This window comes from Pantoea sp. FN0305 (genome assembly GCF_050113845.1).
Lineage (GTDB): Bacteria > Pseudomonadota > Gammaproteobacteria > Enterobacterales > Enterobacteriaceae > Mixta > Mixta alhagi.
This window is the reverse complement of the sequence record NZ_JBNJSN010000004.1, coordinates 229227-246759: the sequence shown is the minus strand read 5'-3', so window position 1 is coordinate 246759 and position 17533 is coordinate 229227. Positions and strand designations below refer to the sequence as shown.

17 protein-coding genes and 2 pseudogenes are annotated in these 17533 nt (G+C 52.5%); 9 read left to right on the top strand and 10 right to left on the bottom strand.

What is annotated here, in order from left to right:
- Positions 1–45: 45 nt before the first annotated feature.
- The 6 genes from kdsA to hemA are packed head-to-tail and all read right to left on the bottom strand — an operon-like array spanning position 46 to position 5357.
- On the bottom strand, positions 46–900 hold the full coding sequence (gene kdsA / locus ACQE3Y_RS10210; protein ID WP_085072369.1) for a 3-deoxy-8-phosphooctulonate synthase: 855 nt from the start codon (positions 898–900) through the stop codon (positions 46–48).
- 35 nt (positions 901–935) lie between these two features.
- Positions 936–1745, bottom strand: coding sequence for an invasion regulator SirB1 (sirB1, locus tag ACQE3Y_RS10205; protein ID WP_426972798.1), 810 nt, complete (start codon positions 1743–1745; stop codon positions 936–938).
- A complete protein-coding gene (locus tag ACQE3Y_RS10200; protein WP_250652716.1) occupies positions 1742–2140 on the bottom strand; it encodes a SirB2 family protein in 399 nt (132 codons plus the stop codon). The genes sirB1 and ACQE3Y_RS10200 overlap by 4 nt, the downstream gene beginning before the upstream one ends.
- A 14-nt stretch (positions 2141–2154) precedes the next feature.
- Complete coding sequence (prmC, locus tag ACQE3Y_RS10195; RefSeq protein ID WP_426972800.1) at positions 2155–2982, bottom strand: peptide chain release factor N(5)-glutamine methyltransferase; 828 nt, start codon at positions 2980–2982, stop codon at positions 2155–2157.
- Positions 2982–4064 carry a peptide chain release factor 1 gene (prfA, locus tag ACQE3Y_RS10190; protein WP_085071902.1) on the bottom strand — a complete coding sequence of 361 codons (1083 nt, stop codon included), beginning with the start codon at positions 4062–4064 and terminating at the stop codon, positions 2982–2984. The genes prmC and prfA overlap by 1 nt, the downstream gene beginning before the upstream one ends.
- A gap of 36 nt (positions 4065–4100) precedes the next feature.
- Complete coding sequence (gene hemA / locus ACQE3Y_RS10185) at positions 4101–5357, bottom strand: glutamyl-tRNA reductase (RefSeq protein WP_426981582.1); 1257 nt, start codon at positions 5355–5357, stop codon at positions 4101–4103.
- 222 nt (positions 5358–5579) lie between these two features.
- Here hemA and lolB point away from each other — a divergent pair, with 222 nt between their 5' ends.
- From lolB to ACQE3Y_RS10165, 4 genes are all read left to right on the top strand, one after another.
- Positions 5580–6197 (top strand): lipoprotein insertase outer membrane protein LolB, encoded by a 618-nt coding sequence (gene lolB / locus ACQE3Y_RS10180; protein ID WP_250652715.1) that lies wholly within the window; start codon positions 5580–5582, stop codon positions 6195–6197.
- A complete protein-coding gene (gene ispE, locus ACQE3Y_RS10175) occupies positions 6194–7057 on the top strand; it encodes a 4-(cytidine 5'-diphospho)-2-C-methyl-D-erythritol kinase (protein WP_426981581.1) in 864 nt (287 codons plus the stop codon). Before lolB ends, ispE begins: the two co-directional genes overlap by 4 nt.
- Before the next feature lie 136 nt (positions 7058–7193).
- Complete coding sequence (prs, locus tag ACQE3Y_RS10170) at positions 7194–8141, top strand: ribose-phosphate diphosphokinase (RefSeq protein WP_038626473.1); 948 nt, start codon at positions 7194–7196, stop codon at positions 8139–8141.
- A 222-nt stretch (positions 8142–8363) separates the two neighbouring features.
- Complete coding sequence (locus tag ACQE3Y_RS10165) at positions 8364–9524, top strand: diguanylate cyclase (protein WP_426972804.1); 1161 nt, start codon at positions 8364–8366, stop codon at positions 9522–9524.
- Here the strand turns inward: ACQE3Y_RS10165 and ychH are convergent.
- Entirely contained in the window at positions 9521–9808 is a 288-nt protein-coding gene (gene ychH / locus ACQE3Y_RS10160) for a stress-induced protein YchH (RefSeq protein ID WP_250652519.1), read from the bottom strand. The two genes, ACQE3Y_RS10165 and ychH, sit on opposite strands and share 4 nt — an antisense overlap.
- Positions 9809–10058: 250 nt before the next feature.
- On the opposite strand from ychH, the gene pth reads away from it, so the two are divergent.
- On the top strand, positions 10059–10646 hold the full coding sequence (gene pth, locus ACQE3Y_RS10155) for an aminoacyl-tRNA hydrolase (RefSeq protein WP_426981580.1): 588 nt from the start codon (positions 10059–10061) through the stop codon (positions 10644–10646).
- A 16-nt stretch (positions 10647–10662) separates the two neighbouring features.
- Here pth and ACQE3Y_RS10150 read toward each other — a convergent pair whose 3' ends face one another.
- Positions 10663–11355: an EAL domain-containing protein gene (locus tag ACQE3Y_RS10150; RefSeq protein ID WP_426972810.1), complete on the bottom strand. Its 693-nt coding sequence runs from the start codon at positions 11353–11355 to the stop codon at positions 10663–10665.
- Between the two features lie 216 nt (positions 11356–11571).
- Here ACQE3Y_RS10150 and ychF point away from each other — a divergent pair, with 216 nt between their 5' ends.
- From ychF to ACQE3Y_RS10130, 4 genes and pseudogenes are all read left to right on the top strand, one after another.
- Entirely contained in the window at positions 11572–12663 is a 1092-nt protein-coding gene (gene ychF / locus ACQE3Y_RS10145; protein ID WP_426972812.1) for a redox-regulated ATPase YchF, read from the top strand.
- A 183-nt stretch (positions 12664–12846) separates the two neighbouring features.
- Positions 12847–13672 (top strand): annotated as a pseudogene (locus ACQE3Y_RS10140) (IS3 family transposase); the annotation flags it as partial.
- 252 nt (positions 13673–13924) lie between these two features.
- Positions 13925–14122: pseudogene (locus tag ACQE3Y_RS10135) on the top strand (DUF2569 family protein); the annotation flags it as partial.
- A gap of 331 nt (positions 14123–14453) precedes the next feature.
- Positions 14454–15425, top strand: coding sequence for an alpha/beta hydrolase family protein (locus ACQE3Y_RS10130; RefSeq protein ID WP_426981579.1), 972 nt, complete (start codon positions 14454–14456; stop codon positions 15423–15425).
- 29 nt (positions 15426–15454) lie between these two features.
- On the opposite strand, the gene ACQE3Y_RS10125 is transcribed toward ACQE3Y_RS10130, so the two are convergent.
- Positions 15455–16582 carry an ABC transporter permease gene (locus ACQE3Y_RS10125; RefSeq protein WP_426981578.1) on the bottom strand — a complete coding sequence of 376 codons (1128 nt, stop codon included), beginning with the start codon at positions 16580–16582 and terminating at the stop codon, positions 15455–15457.
- Entirely contained in the window at positions 16575–17519 is a 945-nt protein-coding gene (locus ACQE3Y_RS10120) for an ABC transporter ATP-binding protein (RefSeq protein WP_426981577.1), read from the bottom strand. Before ACQE3Y_RS10120 ends, ACQE3Y_RS10125 begins: the two co-directional genes overlap by 8 nt.
- Positions 17520–17533: the final 14 nt, after the last annotated feature.

Here is a 17533-nt window from a genome sequence, read left to right as displayed (position 1 = left end):
AGCAGCGGTTTGGCCGCTGCTTTTTTGATCCTGAACGCCTGGCAATTACTTGCTGGTGTCCAGCTCCGGGAAGCTTTTTACCAGGTCATCGATGGCTTTCATCTGCACCAGGAAAGGTTCCAGCTTGTCCAGCGGCAGCGCGGACGGACCGTCGCATTTCGCATTAGCCGGATCCGGATGCGCTTCGATAAACAGACCAGCGATGCCCACCGCCATGCCGGCGCGCGCCAGTTCTGCCACCTGCGCACGACGACCGCCGGACGCAGCGCCAAACGGATCGCGCGTTTGCAGCGCATGGGTTACATCGAAGATCACCGGGCTGTTGTTAGAGACGCGCTTCATGACATTGAAGCCCAGCATATCTACAACCAGGTTGTCATAACCAAAGTTGGCGCCGCGATCGCACAGGATAACCTTGTCGTTACCGCCTTCGGCAAACTTCTCGACGATATTCCCCATCTGACCCGGGCTGACAAACTGCGGCTTCTTCACGTTGATTACCGCGCCGGTTTTAGCCATCGCTTCAACCAGATCGGTCTGACGCGCCAGGAATGCAGGCAGCTGAATCACATCTACCACATCTGCAACCGGCTGCGCCTGTGACGCTTCGTGCACGTCGGTAATGATTTTCACGCCGAACGTTTGCTTCAGCTCCTGGAAAATCTTCATTCCCTCTTCCAGGCCTGGGCCACGGTAAGAGTGAATGGATGAGCGGTTAGCTTTATCGAAAGAGGCTTTGAAAACGTAAGGGATGCCCAACTTATTGGTCACGGTCACGTAGTGTTCGCAGATGCGCATCGCCAGATCGCGCGACTCCAGTACGTTCATTCCACCAAAGAGTACAAACGGCAGATCGTTAGCGACCTGAATATCACCGATACTGACAACTTTTTCTTTCATGCCTTCGCCTTTTTTCATTGAATGGCTTACGCCGCTTAGTGCAGCGTCACCTGTTTCTGTTCAATTGCATGGATCTGGACTTTAATCATTTCGCTGACCGGATCTTCCGGGCACTGCTCAACAAAATAGATCAGATCGGTCAGGGCAACGTGTTCACAATCGAGCTGCGCGTAGATCAGGCCACGGTCGCGAATTTCATACGGGTCGTCCGGATCGATTTCCAGCAGCAGGTTGCAGACGTTGAGCGCCAGCTCCATATGCTTCTCTTCCATCAGCGCGGTTTTCAACGTATCCAGCATTTTGCGGATAACGGTTGATGACTCCGCCTCATCCAGATCCTCGTCGTACAGCTCTGCCGTTGGGCTGATATTGCCTTTCAGCCAGACTTCCAGCGTATGTTCGCTGAGCGTGTCACCGTTAAAAGGGTTGATCAGCCACATTTCGCCATCCATCCAGTCGGCGCGTAAAATCAGCTGCGTCGGGAAAATTACCGGCATCAGCGGCAGCTCCAGCTGATGCGCGATATGCAACAGCACCACGCCGAGCGATACCGCCGTTCCCCGGCGCGTATTCAATACGTTATCCAGCCAGAGCACATCGGAAAGCTTGTAGACGCCGCTGGCACCGCCAAACTTCCACTTTTTATAAAACAGCTCCAGCAGCTTCTCCAGCTGAAAGTCAGGCCCCTGTACCGTTGAAACGTAGTCCCGCGCTTCCTCTACCAGCGCCTGCAGCTGTGCGTTAACCGCATCTGCCGGAAAGTCATGGCGGATAGCGCGCGAGGTGGCGATTACCGCTTCACATAGCGGCGCTTCGCTAAAATCGATATTTGTTACTGATGTCATACAATCCCCAAAAGCGGCAGTTTGGTTACGGCCAGCTTAATAATGATGCCCAGCACTGCCAGCGCCACGATAAAGGCAATCCAGCGTACTTTAGCCTCACGCGGGCGACGGCCAAAAGCCACAACGCCCAGGGCGACATAGATAATAACGCCAAACAGCTTTTCCGTCAGCCAGGAACCCTGCGGCGTAAACGGATAGAAGTGGGTAATCATTACCAGGCTTATCCCGCTAATAAACAACAGCGTATCATTGATATGCGGCACGATACGCACCCAGCGCTGCGACATCATGGCTGAGCCGCGTTGCAGCCAGAAAAAACGCAGAATAAACAGCAGCACCGTGACGGCGACGGTGAGCAAATGGAAATGTTTAATTACGCCATAATAAGCAGCCATCATGATCTCCCTGTTTAATAATTGGCGATCGTCACCCGATCGTGACCCGCATAGTCCTGGCAGGTTTTTACGTTCTGATAATCCTGAGCAGAGAGGATAGTACGCACTGCCTCACCCTGTTGCCAGCCATGCTCCAGCATTATCGCCCCGTCCGGCAGCAGATAATGCCGTGCCGCATGGGCAATATGTCGGATATCGGCCAGCCCCTGCTCCTGTGCCACCAGTGCGCTGAGCGGCTCAAAGCGTACATCGCCCTGCTGTAAGTGCGCATCGGCGGCATCAATATAGGGGGGATTGCTGACAATCAGCGCAAATTTTTGATCGTTCAGCGCGCTAAACCAGTCGCTGAGCAAAAAGGTGACGTTGGCGATCTGCAGCTTTTGCGCATTGTGCTGCGCCAGCGCCACCGCATCCGCCACCCGATCCACGCCAGTAATCCGGCAATCGGGCCGCTCGCTGGCGATGGCCAGCGCCACCGCGCCGGTGCCGGTGCCGAGATCGAGAATATCCACGGCGCAATCAGGCAGACGCGCCAGCGCCTGCTCCACCAGAATTTCGGTATCGGGACGGGGAATTAAGGTAACCGGCGAAACGGTAAGCGGCAGCGACCAGAACTCGCGCTCGCCGGTGAGATGCGCAACCGGCTCGCCACGGGCCCGCCGGGCGATCAGGGCATTGAGCTGCGCCAGCTGCGCCGCATCCAGCGGTGTCTCATCAAAGGCCATTAGCCAGCTGCGCGATTTTCCCGTGACAAAACAGAGCAGCACTTCGGCATCGCGCTTTGGACTTTCGCCGCCGCACAGCGTGGCGCAGGCGGCTTTTAACCAACTGCGAATATCCATTAATCCTGCCCGGCAAGCGCAGCCAGCTGATCCGCCTGATGCTCCTGCACAATCGGTTCGATCAGGCTATCCAGCTTACCTTCCATCACCTCATCCAGGCGGTAGATCGTCAGGTTGATACGATGGTCGGTCACACGTCCCTGCGGGAAGTTATAGGTCCGGATACGATCGGAGCGGTCGCCGCTGCCTAACAAATTGCGACGCGTGGAGGCTTCCTGCTCGTGACGGCGGGCCATTTCCGCCGCATGGATACGCGCGCCCAATACCGACAGCGCCTTGGCCTTGTTTTTATGTTGGGAACGTTCGTCCTGACACTCCACCACGATGCCGGTAGGCAAGTGGGTGATACGGATAGCCGAATCGGTGGTGTTAACGTGCTGACCACCCGCGCCCGACGAGCGAAAAGTATCAATTTTTAAATCGGACGGATTAATATCGGGCAGCTCCGCTTCCGGCAGCTCCGGCATCACCGCAACGGTACAGGCGGAAGTATGGATACGGCCCTGAGATTCGGTTTCCGGTACGCGCTGCACGCGATGCCCGCCCGACTCAAACTTCAGCCGACCGTAAGCGCCTTCGCCGCTAACGCGCGCGATCATCTCTTTATAACCGCCATGTTCGCCTTCGTTTGCGCTGATCACCTCAACGCGCCAGCGCCGCGATTCCGCGAAGCGGCTATACATGCGGAACAGATCGCCGGCAAAAATAGCCGCTTCGTCCCCGCCCGCGCCTGCGCGTATTTCAACAAAGCAATCGCGCTCGTCGTCGGGATCTTTCGGCAACAGCAGCACCTGCAGCTGTTGTTCCAGCTCTTCGCTCTGCGCGCGGGCGATTTTCAGTTCGTCCATTGCCATGTCGCGCATTTCCGCGTCGCTAAGCATCTGCTCGGCGGTGGCGATATCTTCCTGCACCTGCTGCCACTGACGGAAGCATTGGCTGACGTCGGTAAGCTGGGCATATTCGCGCGACAGCGCACGGAAACGCTCCTGCTCAGCGATGACGCTGGCATCGCCAAGCATCGCTTCCACTTCTTCGTGGCGCTCCTGCAAGGCTTCCAGTTTGGCAACAATAGAAGTCTTCATCTGGTATGATTTACCCTGTATTGGTGTGGGATTGTTCTAGTCCAGCCCGAGGCTGTCACGCAGGATCTGCAGGCGTTCGCCATCGCCGTCGCGTGCAGCCTGCTGCAGGGATTTAGTAGGGGCGTGAATCAGCCGGTTGGTTAGCTTGTGGGCCAGATCATGCAGCACTTCCTGCGCATCCGCGCCCTGCTGCAACGCGGCCAGCGCTTTCGCTTCCAGCTCAGCGCGTATCTGCGCCGCCTGTTCACGATAATCGCGAATGGTCTCAACCGCGCTTTGCGCGCGCAGCCAGGCCATAAATTCACTGCTTTCCTGCGCAACGATGGTTTCGGCCTGTACGGCCGCCGCCTTCCGCTGGGCCATATTATTTTCAATAATCGCCTGCAGATCATCGACGCTGTAAAGATAAGCATTTGCGAGCTTGCCAACTTCCGGCTCGACATCGCGCGGTACGGCGATATCCACCAGCAGCATCGGCTGATTGCGCCGCGCCTTCAGCGCCCGCTCCACCATACCGCGTCCGATAATCGGCAGCGGGCTGGCGGTGGAGCTGATAATAATATCCGCCTCCGCCAGACGGCTATCGATATCCGCCAGGCCGATCACTTCTGCGCTAACCTCATTCGCCAGCAGCTGGGCGCGCTCACGGGTACGGTTGGCGATCATCAGTTTTTTTACATGGTGTTCGCGCAGGTGACGCGCCGCCAGCTCGATGGTTTCTCCCGCGCCGACCAACAATACGTTAACCGTAGAGAGCGATTCAAAAATCTGGCGAGCCAGGGTACAGGCAGCAAAGGCAACAGAGACGGCGCTGGCGCCGATATCGGTTTCGGTGCGCACCCGTTTGGCAACAGAGAATGTTTTCTGAAACATGCGCTCCAGTTCGCTGGAGAGCGAATGGCCGCGCTGGGAATCGGCAAAGGCTTTTTTCACCTGACCGAGGATCTGGGGTTCGCCAAGCACCAGCGAATCCAGTCCGCTGGCGACGCGCATCAGATGGCTGACCGCCTCATTGTCATGATGCCAGTAGAGGCTTTTGCGCACTTCGTCTTCGCGCAGGTTATGATATTCACACAACCATTGCACCAGACGTTCATGCAGGTTTTCCTGCTGCTCTACGCTAAGATAGAGTTCTGTGCGGTTACAGGTAGACAGCACAACGCCCCCCTGCACCATCGGCTGCGCCAGCAGGCTGTTTAAAGCCTCATCCAGCGTATCCGGCGAGAAGGTAACTCTTTCGCGTAAGGCAACAGGTGCCGTTTTATGATTTATTCCGAGGGCCAGCAGCGTCATGGTGAATCAGATCGGGTTATCCCAATGTTGTTGGGGTTTTATGAGGCGCATTCTACAAGATGCGGGAGATCATGAAAAGCCATACAAAGACTATGACTGTAATAAGATATAGCTGATAAGACTGAATTTCGATAATTCCACGTTGACGGGTAACCAGTGAATGATTAGCGTTACTCGTTTGGCTCTAAAAAGTGTGTTTGAGGAGATGACCCGGTGTTTGATCTGTTTACCCGCCGCTCGTTGCGGCTGCTTCCCCTTGCCAGCGTATTGCTGGCGGCCTGTACCATCAATAAACCTCAAGGCCCCGGTCAAAGTCCTACCTCATTGCAGTGGCAGCAACACCAGCAGGCAGTACAAAAAATCACCCAGTATCAAACGCGCGGCGCTTTTGCCTGGCTTTCTGACCAGCAAAAAGTTTATGCGCGCTTTAACTGGCAGCAAACTGCCTCTGACCGCTATCGTCTGTTGCTGACCAACCCGCTCGGCAGCACCGAACTGCAGCTGGATGCGCAGGGCGCAACGGTGCAGTTAGTGGATAATAAAGGCAAACGCTACGTCAGCAACGATGCTGAAAAAATGATCTCACAGCTGACCGGCATGGATATCCCGCTGGCGAACCTGCGTCAGTGGATGCTCGGCCTGCCGGGCGATGCCACTGATTTCACCCTGGACGATCAATATCAACTGCGCACGCTGAGCTACAGCCGCAACGGGCAGCAGTGGGACGTTACCATTCAGGGCTATGACCACAAGGTTAACCCGGCGTTGCCTGCCAGCATTGAGCTAAAACAAGGCGATAAACGTATTAAACTGCGCATGGATAGCTGGACTGTACAATGATTACCACCTGGCCCGCCCCGGCGAAGCTAAACCTGTTTCTCTATATCACTGGCCGTCGCCCTGACGGCTACCATAATCTGCAGACGCTGTTTCAGTTTCTTGATTATGGCGACAGTCTGCGGATCACACCGCAGACCCATGGCGAGATCCGTTTATTAACACCGGTTCCCGGCGTAGCGCATGAAGATAACCTGATTGTGCGCGCCGCCCGACTGTTGATGCGCGCCGCTGCCGATCGCGGCACGCTGCCGGCTCAGGCTGGTGCAGATATCGCTATCGACAAGCGTTTGCCAATGGGCGGCGGGCTGGGCGGCGGTTCTTCCAATGCTGCAACAGTACTGGTGGCGCTTAATCACCTGTGGAATACCGGGCTGGAAAATGAAACGCTTTGCGCGCTGGGTCTGCAGCTGGGTGCCGATGTTCCGGTTTTTGTGCGCGGTCATGCCGCCTTTGCCGAAGGGGTGGGCGAAGCGTTACAGCCTGTCGCACCGGCAGAGAAATGGTATCTGGTGGCGCACCCTGGCGTTGCCGTTTCTACGCCGCTGGTGTTTAACGATCCTGAACTGATGCGTAATTCACCGGTACGCTCATTTGATGCGCTGTTACAGGCTCCTTTCAGCAATGATTGTGAGGCAGTCGTAAGAAAACGTTTTCGCGAGGTTGATGCGCTTGTTTCCTGGCTGCTAGAATACGCGCCGTCGCGCCTGACAGGAACCGGCGCTTGTGTGTTTGCAGAATTCGACACCGAGTCCGCAGCCCGTCAGGTGCTTGAGCTGGCCCCGAACTGGATGCAGGGATTCGTGGCGCAAGGCGTAAACCTTTCGCCTCTTCACCGCATTCTTTCAGGGCACCTGGCGTAATGTGACAGTGTCACCCTGTTCCTGACGCTGCACAGAACGCTTTAATACACCCGTATGCACGCATGCGACGGATATAGCGCGCCCGTTGCCGTTCGCCTGTGTGCATTCTCTGGACGCAAAGCCTGAGGTTCTTCTCGTGCCTGATATGAAGCTTTTTGCTGGTAACGCCACCCCGGAACTAGCACAACGTATTGCCAACCGCCTTTACACCAGCCTGGGCGACGCCGCCGTCGGTCGTTTCAGTGATGGTGAAGTGAGCGTACAAATCAACGAAAATGTACGCGGTGGCGATATTTTCATCATCCAGTCCACCTGTGCCCCTACCAATGACAACCTGATGGAGCTGGTTGTAATGGTAGACGCGCTGCGTCGCGCTTCTGCTGGTCGTATTACCGCTGTAATCCCCTACTTTGGCTATGCTCGTCAGGACCGTCGCGTTCGTTCAGCGCGCGTGCCGATTACCGCTAAAGTGGTTGCGGACTTCCTTTCCAGCGTCGGCGTTGACCGTGTGCTGACAGTGGACCTGCACGCAGAACAGATCCAGGGCTTCTTCGACGTTCCGGTTGATAACGTATTCGGTAGCCCAATTTTACTGGAAGATATGCTGCAGATTGGTCTGGAGAATCCGATTGTGGTTTCCCCGGATATCGGCGGCGTCGTTCGCGCCCGTGCTATCGCCAAGCTGCTTAACGATACCGATATGGCCATTATTGATAAACGTCGTCCGCGCGCTAACGTTTCTCAGGTTATGCATATTATTGGTGACGTGGCAGGCCGCGACTGCGTACTGGTTGACGATATGATCGATACCGGCGGCACGCTGTGCAAAGCAGCTGAAGCGCTGAAAGAGCGCGGCGCTAAACGTGTTTTCGCCTATGCAACGCATCCGATCTTTTCGGGCAACGCAGCGGAAAACCTGCGTCACTCAGTGATCGATGAAGTCGTGGTTTGCGATACCATCCCACTGGCTGACGAGATCAAGGCGCTGCCTAATGTGCGTACCCTGACCCTTTCAGGCATGCTGGCTGAAGCGATTCGCCGCATTAGCAATGAAGAGTCTATCTCTGCGATGTTTGAACATTAATCGCTAAAATGATAAAAACCGGGCTCAGGCCCGGTTTTTTTTTATACTCTCCCGTCCTGCCGCTATCTGTTGATAAGCCTGTGGCACCTATAGCTAATTCCACGATCGATAATCAGCAAAGCGCGTAAAGTTCATGGCATTTCTTTTACCGCTGCGTTAAGCGCTTTTTACAACCGGCGAGTCATGATATTTTGCTGCGGTTTTTTTATAGGGAAGCGCGTTATGGCACTTGATGTCTACACACTGTTTATCTGTGAACTCTATGTGCTGGGCTTTCTGAGCATAATTATGATTTTTGCCTGGAGCGGCGCGCAGTACGATCGCGTGCTGGGCTTCACCACCGTGGCAATTATCGCCATGATGATCTCGGTATGGCTCGGCAGCCTGCGTAATCATGGTCTTCTGTTCCTGCCGGTGGCGGTGGGCAACACGTTAGTGATGCTGGCCTATGGCATGTGGCTGAACGCCTTTCGCGTGTTTTCCGGGTTTCGCCCCGGGATTAGCTGGCTGTTTGGTGCGCTGCTTTGGGCGCTGCTCTGCTGTTTTCCTTCATTTTATTACTCGATACCAAAGCGCATTATGGTGAGCTGCCTGCTGTGCATCAGCTATACCGTTGCATTGATTATTATGCTGGTCCGTTCACGCGCCTGCCTGCAGATCACTTTCTGGCCAGCTCAGCTCCTGCTCTGCTTTCATCTGGTGTTTCATCTCTCGCGCATGTGTTTCGACAGCGGCTCCTCCGCTCACAATGCGATGGGACATAGCCCGTTTTCCAGCTACGTTATCCTGGAATCAACGCTGTTTGTGATTGGCCTGACATTCACTATTCTGGCAATGGTGAATGAGCGCACGCAGATACGCTATAAACAGGCTTCGTTACGCGATCCCCTAACCAGCGTCTGGAACCGCCGTGCGTTATTTGCCCAGGCGGGGCTTGCTGAGAAAAAAAGCATGCAGAAACAGCTTCCTCTGGTCGCCATGGTCTTCGATCTGGATCATTTCAAAAGCATCAACGACCGGTATGGCCATAATCAGGGCGATCGGGTGCTGCTGGATTTTTGCCGCGTCGTAGAGAAAGTTTTGCCCGCAGAATGTACCTTTTCCCGACTGGGCGGTGAGGAATTTGCCGCACTTTTTGTCGGTGATGTAGAGAAAGCGCGGAGTTTATGTGAAGAGATTCGGCTCCTGGCGATGGTTTCTCGCCCGGATAATATTGAATACACGGTAAGTATCGGCATTGCGGCTGGCAAAACCCACAGCTTTTCGTCATTGATGATGATGGCGGATAAAGCGCTTTATGAAGCTAAAGCGGGTGGACGCAACCGTATTGAGATAAAAACCACAGCGCCGCAGAGCGCGACGCTGGTGAACCTTAACCTTTAATGGCTATGGGGGCGTTGATGAGAGGCACGACGGCAACGTTGATCGCCACAGTGACGCAACCAGTAATACTTATCGGCCACTTTTTCACGTCCGCTAATACGTGCGCCCACCAGCCACAACAGTGCGCCAATAAAAATACTCAGGATCGCGAGAGGCGTTAGCATTGGAGGCAACTGGAGCTGCGGCAGCTGGTTTAGTACCGCATAGCCGATGCCTGCAATCATGGTCAGTAACCCCAGCCCCATCAAACCATTACCTGCAATCATTGCGTTTTTACGTTTCATCCCCTGCCTCCTTTTTTTGGCTGCACAGCACATACTGTTAAACCACCCTAAGCTTAGGAGATGACCCAACTGCCCGTTGGGCGCACGATCACACATTTTAACTACTGTTCGATAAAATTTATTGATAACCGTATGTATTTATATAGAAAACATATTATTTACTACCGTAACTAAAAGCCTCACCCGCTTTGTATTCTTGTCAGCAGGCCGCTACACTATCGCCCTTCGGTTTTTAGCAGGAAAGACCCCCGTGAGTGAGATTAAGCTGATTGTTGGCCTTGCCAACCCTGGCGCCGAATACGCCGCAACGCGCCACAATGCCGGTGCCTGGTATGTGGATTTACTCGCAGAGCGCCATAATCAGTCCCTGAAAGAAGAGAGTAAGTTTTTTGGCTATACCGCACGACTTAACGTGGCGGGGAAAGATGTGCGCCTGCTGGTGCCAACCACCTTTATGAACCTGAGCGGTAAAGCGGTGGCGGCGATGGCGACCTTTTATCGCATTGCCCCTGAAGAGATTCTGGTGGCCCATGATGAGTTGGATCTCCCGCCAGGCGTAGCGAAGTTCAAGCTGGGCGGCGGACATGGCGGCCATAACGGGCTGAAAGATATCATCAGCAAACTGGGCAATAATCCCAACTTTCATCGCCTGCGCATTGGTATTGGTCATCCGGGCGATCGCAATAAGGTGGTGGGTTTTGTGCTGGGTAAACCGCCCACCTCTGAGCAAACGCTGATCAATAATGCGGTTGATGAGGCAGCTCGCTGTACAGAAGTCTGGTTAAAAGATGACTTGCTGAAGGCGATGAACCGGCTGCATAGCTATAAAGCGAGTTAAGGTTACACCTGCTGCGTTAATCCGGCAGGTCACCGATTTTGCTGAGCGGCAGCGGCGCGTACAGGTAGTTCTGCAAAGCCCAAACGCCCTGCTGCTCCAGCATGACCCGCTGCGCCTCGTCTTCCACCCCATCCACAATCAGCCGGTTAGTCATTTGCATTATCTGTCGCAGCAGCACGATAAATATCGATTTATGCACATTTTCGGCGAAAAAACGTCGGTCCAGCCTCACCGCCTCGAAAATATGGCTTTGCACCGCATTCAGATTAGCGTAGCCAGCGCCAAGATCGCTCAGCCATAAGATATTCATCTGCTCAGACAGCGTTCTGATTAACGGATTATCGATGCCATCATGCAGGTTGGGAAAAGCTTCAGATAACGACAGCCGTAAAAAAGGCAGATGTTGTAGGGCATGGCGTATAAAAGCCGATTCGGTAACCCGCTGCGCCAGCGCAAAATCGAGCGTAATACAACAAAGCCACTGGCGCTGACGCAGCAAGGCGGACATGCTTTCCAGGCTCAGCAGTTGGTGGATGAGCATCTCTTCCCGCTGCGCCGTAGAGAGGGATTCCAGCTTCAGGCGACCGACTACGCTACGATAGGCGGCCGAATGCGGCTCATCATAGTGCAGATCAAGCGCAACGATACGACCAGCAGGCGTATGCAGCACATCGCACATTATTTCCAGCGGCTGTTGCAGCTTGATCATAGAAAACTGGTTGCGCCTCTCGCTTCTCGTTACGCCTCGTTCTTATTATCAGCAACAATCAGCACAATTGCAGTTTTAAAACGCGTTTTCCCACTGGCTCAGGATGAAATCAGCCGCATCCGGGCCATAATTACGTGTATAATAGCGGCAAATTTTTCATGTCATTACCGGCAACGGTTATTGTCCGGTTATCTCAGCAATTAAGGTGATTCAAACATGGGATTCAAATGCGGTATCGTGGGCCTGCCTAACGTGGGTAAATCCACTCTGTTCAATGCGTTAACCAAAGCGGGCATCGAAGCAGCAAATTTCCCGTTCTGTACCATTGAGCCTAATACCGGCGTGGTGCCAATGCCTGATTCACGTCTCGACCAGCTGGCGGAAATTGTTAAGCCGCAGCGTATTATCCCGACCACAATGGAATTTGTTGATATTGCTGGTCTGGTAAAAGGGGCATCCAAAGGTGAAGGCCTGGGTAACCAGTTCCTGACAAATATTCGTGAAACCGAAGCGATTGGCCACGTAGTCCGCTGCTTTGAAAACGATAATATCATTCATGTTTCCGGCAAAGTAAACCCGGCGGAAGATATTGACGTCATTAATACTGAGCTGGCGCTTTCCGACCTGGATACCTGTGAACGTGCCCTGCAGCGCATACAGAAAAAAGCCAAAGGCGGCGATAAAGACGCCAAACTGGAGCAGGCGGTGCTGGAGAAGTGTCTGCCGCACCTGGAAAATGCTGGTATGCTGCGCGCCCTGTCGCTGGATGAAGAAGAGAAAGCGGCGATCCGCTATCTGAGCTTCCTGACGCTGAAGCCAACCATGTACATCGCTAACGTGAATGAAGATGGCTTCGAGAATAACCCTTATCTGGATCAGGTACGCGCTATCGCTGAACAGGAAGGTTCTGTGGTCGTGCCGGTTTGCGCCGCCGTTGAATCTGATATCGCCGAGCTGGAAGATGACGAGCGCGCCGAGTTTATGGCGGAGCTGGGTCTGGAAGAGCCGGGCCTGAACCGTGTTATTCGTGCCGGCTATGCGCTGCTGAATCTGCAGACCTATTTCACCGCAGGCGTAAAAGAAGTACGCGCCTGGACGATTCCTGTCGGGGCCACCGCGCCGCAGGCGGCCGGTAAGATCCATACTGACTTTGAAAAAGGCTTTATCCGCGCGCAGACCATCGCTTTTGAAGATTTTATTACCTACAAAGGTGAACAGGGCGCGAAAGAAGCCGGCAAGATGCGTTCAGAAGGCAAAGAGTATATCGTTAAAGATGGCGATGTGATGAACTTCCTGTTCAACGTCTAAATAAAATCTGTTGTCTCATGAGGTTTTATTAAATCTCATAACAATAAAAGAAAACCATTAAATCCACGCACTTGTGTGGATTTTTCATTTCATATCGTCTCAGGTGATATCGTAGAAGCGCAGTGAAAATTGAGTACATAGGTGAGTACATTAGACTTCCATCTTCATTCTAAATGAGTACAGTTGGTTGTCGATCAAAACCACACCGTCTCTGATGCCGCTAAGGCTATGGATGTCGGTCTTTCCACGATGACAAAATGGGTCATGCAACTGCGTGAAGAGCGTCAGGGCAATACACCAAAAGCCTCTCCGATAACACCGGAACAAATCGAAATACGTGAACTGAAGAAAAAGTTACAACGTATTGAAATGGAAAACGAAATATTAAAAAAGGCTACCGCGCTCTTGATGTCAGACTCCCTGAACCGTTCTCGATAATCGGGAAACTCAGGGCGCGCTATCCTGTGGCCACTCTCTGCCATGTGTTCGGGGTTCATCGCAGCAGCTATAAATACTGGAAAAAACCGTCCTGAAAAACCAGACGGCAGACGGCTATGTTACGAAGTCAGGTACTTGAGCTGCATGGCATCAGTCACGGTTCGGCCGGAGCAAGAAGCATCGCCACAATGGCAACCCAGAGAGGCTGCCAGATGGGGCGCTGGCTCGCAGGCAGGCTAATGAAAGAGCTGGGGCTGGTGAGTTGCCAGCAGCCAACTCACCAGTACAAGCGTGGTGGTCATGAACATGTTGCTATCCCTAATCACCTTGAGCGGCAGTTCGCCGTAACAGAGCCAAACCAGGTGTGGTGTGGTGCGGTGATGTGACCTATATCTGGACGGGTAAGCGCTGGGCGTACCTCGCCGTTGTTCTCGACCTGTTCGCAAGAAAACCAGTGGGCCGGGCAATGTCGTTCTCGCCAGACAGCAGACTCACCATGAAAGCGCTGGAAATGGCATTGGAAACTCGCGGTAAGCCCGTCGGGGTGATGTTCCAGGGCGCTCAGGGTAGCCAGCCCTGAATGTGAACAAAAGCAGTACCGGAAAATAGGCGGCCTACTATATCTGCCATAGCTCAATATGATTTTAGTCTCCTAAGGTTATTTCACCTCTCTGTCCGTTACGTTAAAAACCGGACTGGAAACGTTAGGTCAACTGTCAATTGCTCAACCGAGCTATTTATTTATTGCAACAGGCATTAATTTTATTCTTCTGCTTTATGTTATTTACACGTTATCGCTGTTTGCACGTAAAAAAAGGAATTACCGCTGGCTTATATTTTATTAATAGCTGCTGGGCTCGCCATTATGATCCTTGACCGGCTGGCGACCTCTTATATATATCCGGATATCCCGATGAACGCTAACCAGGTGATGCCAATCGTTACGCATACGATTTACGCATGCATCTGGATACCTTACTTCCGTTGTTCTGTACGCGTTAAGAAAACTTTTATCCGGTAGGCGTTAAGCGCACCGTCATTTATAGGGCGACGCCCCCCCTGGCTTATAATGATCCTGCTCAGTAGAAGTTACCTTTCCTCTCGGCAGGTCGGTATACCTGTTCAGGAAGGCTTGCGCCAGTCAGGGTACGCAGCAAATTGCTAAATGCAAGCATTAAAACGTTAAATATTAATTAATTTCTGACTGCTGTGCAAAGGCGCTTTGTACTTGACCTGATTAATGGCTTTTATTAATGTACCTTTACATTCCCCCTAAGATAAAAGCAATGAAACTGATCAGGCGGTTTTTATTAAAAAGGAAGACGATAGGCACTCTGGCCATAAGCTCAACCGTGCTGGCTATTATTCTCTATCAGAATAGTTATCAGCTTAATGAAAAGAGCATCACTATTTCTCACCAGCCAAATAATCTTGATGCTATTCTGGCGATGCCACGCCATCCGCTGGCGGATGGAAAACCCGGTGTGGTTATATTTCTCCATGGCGATGGCCCCATCAACGCAACGCATGGTGGCTTTTACCGGCCGATCTGGGAAGCGCTGGCGCGTTCAGGCTTCGCCTCCTTGTCATGGAATAAGCCTGGCGTTGGCGGCGCACCCGGTAACTGGTTGCAGCAAAGCATGGATGATCGTGCCGATGAAGTAGTGGCAGCTATTCACTGGATAAAAGGCCAGCCGCAGTTGGATGGCCAGCGCATCGCGCTATGGGCCGCCAGCCAGGGAGGCTGGGTTATGCCAAAAGTTGCGGTCAGATATCCTGATCTCTGTTTTATGATCGCGGTTTCCCCTGCAATTAATTGGCTGCAACAGGGTCGCTATAATACTATCGCCAGCATGAAACAACAAGGCCGCTCGCAGCATGAAATCGATATGGAATTAAAGCGCGACCGGCAGGTGTTATCGCTACTTAATAATAATGCTTCTTTTGAGCAGTATCAGAAAACACAGGGTGACGCCGCCGACTTTACTGCCGAGCGCTGGCATTTCGTGCATAAAAATTATCGTGCCGATGCCACGCAGGATCTTAACGCTATACGCTCTCCGGTATTTTTGGCGCTCGGTGGTAAAGATATCAATGTCGATATTAACAATACTGAACAAGTATACCGTCAATATTTAAACCGGGCGAATAAACTGGAAATAAAACGCTATCCTCAGGCCACACACTCTATGCTGGAAAAAAGCACCGAGGAGTCTTTCGTAAAAAGCGGGTACAAGGGGCTGTTTTTTCCACGAACCATTTTTTACCCTGGTTTTTTACAGGATCAGCAGCAGTTTGCCTGGCAGCACCGTGACTGCCAGTAATAGAGAAGGCGGGAAAGCCCCGCCTCTTTTTAATACCAACGGAAAATTCTCATTCCGATAATAAAGGTAATCAAGCCAAAACCCAACAGCATCAACGTAGCAGGCATCACCAGCTGCACATGCGCGCCTTCAATAAACACCTTCCTCATCGCATCCGCCAAAACAGTTAATGGCAGATATTCAATAATGGAAGCCATCCAGTGCGGGAAATTTTTATAACTGAAAAAGATGCCAGAGAGCAAAACCTGAATCAGAATAGTCACTTCAAGCAGACCGTTGGCCGTTTGCGCTTTCATCGCTCTTGAAGAAGCTAATACAGCCATCCCAGAGAAACAGACATTGCCTGCAAACAGCAGCAGCAGAAACGCGTTAAAAGATCCCTGAATTTCCACATCAAAATAGACGCGGGCAAACAGGTTGATAATCAAAATTTCGATAAAGTTAATCAGGAAACAGGCGCCGATATGTGCCAGCAAAAAGGTCGATTTACGCATTGGCGTAATACACATCTGCCGCGTCACGCGGGTAATACGTTTTTCCACCAGCGCCCAGCCGACGGCAATCAGACAGGTTTCCATGATCGCCATCGCCAGCAGCCCAGGCACCAAAAAGTCAACGTATCGTAGCCCTGCGGTTTCCAGCACCGAAAGATTATTATCCTGCGGCTGTTGCGCGCCCTTTTCTTTCTCATTCAATAAATAATATGACAGCATCGCTTCGTTATCCTGCGGATCAAGATAGTAAATCCGCTTTGGCTCGGCGTTATCCCCCTCTTTTGGTTGCGTCGCTTCCACAAACATTTGAATGTCGCCGCGTTTAAGCGCCAGTATCACCTCATCACGATTCTGATAATAGCTTACGCGATAAGTCACCTTTATCAGATGTTGACGTTTAACCTCAGGCAAATTGATAACGCCGGATAATTGATGCGGGTTAGCAGACAGCTGCTCGCTCCACTGGCGAACCTGGGCGGCGGCGGCGCGATCCTGCGGTAACACAACGCCAATACGCCGTTCCGGAATGTCTTGCGAAGAAAAAGAAAGCCCCAGCAACCACACCAGCAACAGCGGAAACCCGAACGACCAGAACAGGATTTGCGGTTCGCGTATATATTGCCGAAACTGCGTGAGCATCAGGTTAAACAGGGCATTATTCATGAAAGCCTCTCCCCGCCAGCGACATAAAAAGATCATCAAGCGTTTTTTTGCGCACCACCAGCTCACCGATTTCCACGCCCTCTTTCTGCGTAAAGGCCAGTAAATAACTGATAAAGCTGGATGCATTTACAATAAGCATACTCACTCTGCCTTCCTTCTCATTAACGTTGTATTCCAGTACCTGAGCATGCTTCCTGATGGCTTCCAGCCTTTGAGGCTGCGCAGTACGGCACTCAACCACTTCACCATCGCAATGTTTTTTCAACAGCTGCGTCATGCTGCCCTGCGTCAGGATTTCCCCTTGATTCATGATGCAGATACGTCCGCAGAGGTACTCCGCTTCTTCCATATAATGAGACGTCAGGATCATCGTCGCGCCCTTCTCCTGGTTAAGACGCCGTAAAATGTCCCAGGTATCATGACGAATTCGCGGATCCAGACCGGTCGTGGGTTCATCAAGGATCATGATTTCAGGTTCGTTAAGAATCGCCACGCCCAGCGCCAGACGCTGACGTTCTCCCCCCGACAAGCCTTCCACAAAGGTACGGCGTCTGGCAGTCAGCTCCACCAGCTCCATCACCTCACCGGTACGACGACGCGGACAACCGTAAAAACTGCCAAACAGGTTCAGGGTTTCCTCAACACGCAACTTATTAATAAATAACGTTTCCTGTAGCACCCCGCATAATCGCCGACGTAAAAATGGGGTATCCTGCGCCCAGTTTTTACCTAACACCGTTACCGATCCTGAGTCCGGTTGTTTTAACCCTTCAAGAATTTCCACTAAAGTGGTTTTACCTGCGCCATTAGGGCCTAACAGGCCAACAAACTCACCACGAAAAATATCCAGCGTAACGCCCTTAAGCGCCTCATAATTGCGGTAGCGTTTACGCACCTGATCGAACGAAATCACTGTTTCACTGCGTTGATTTTCCATAATATTTTCGCCCG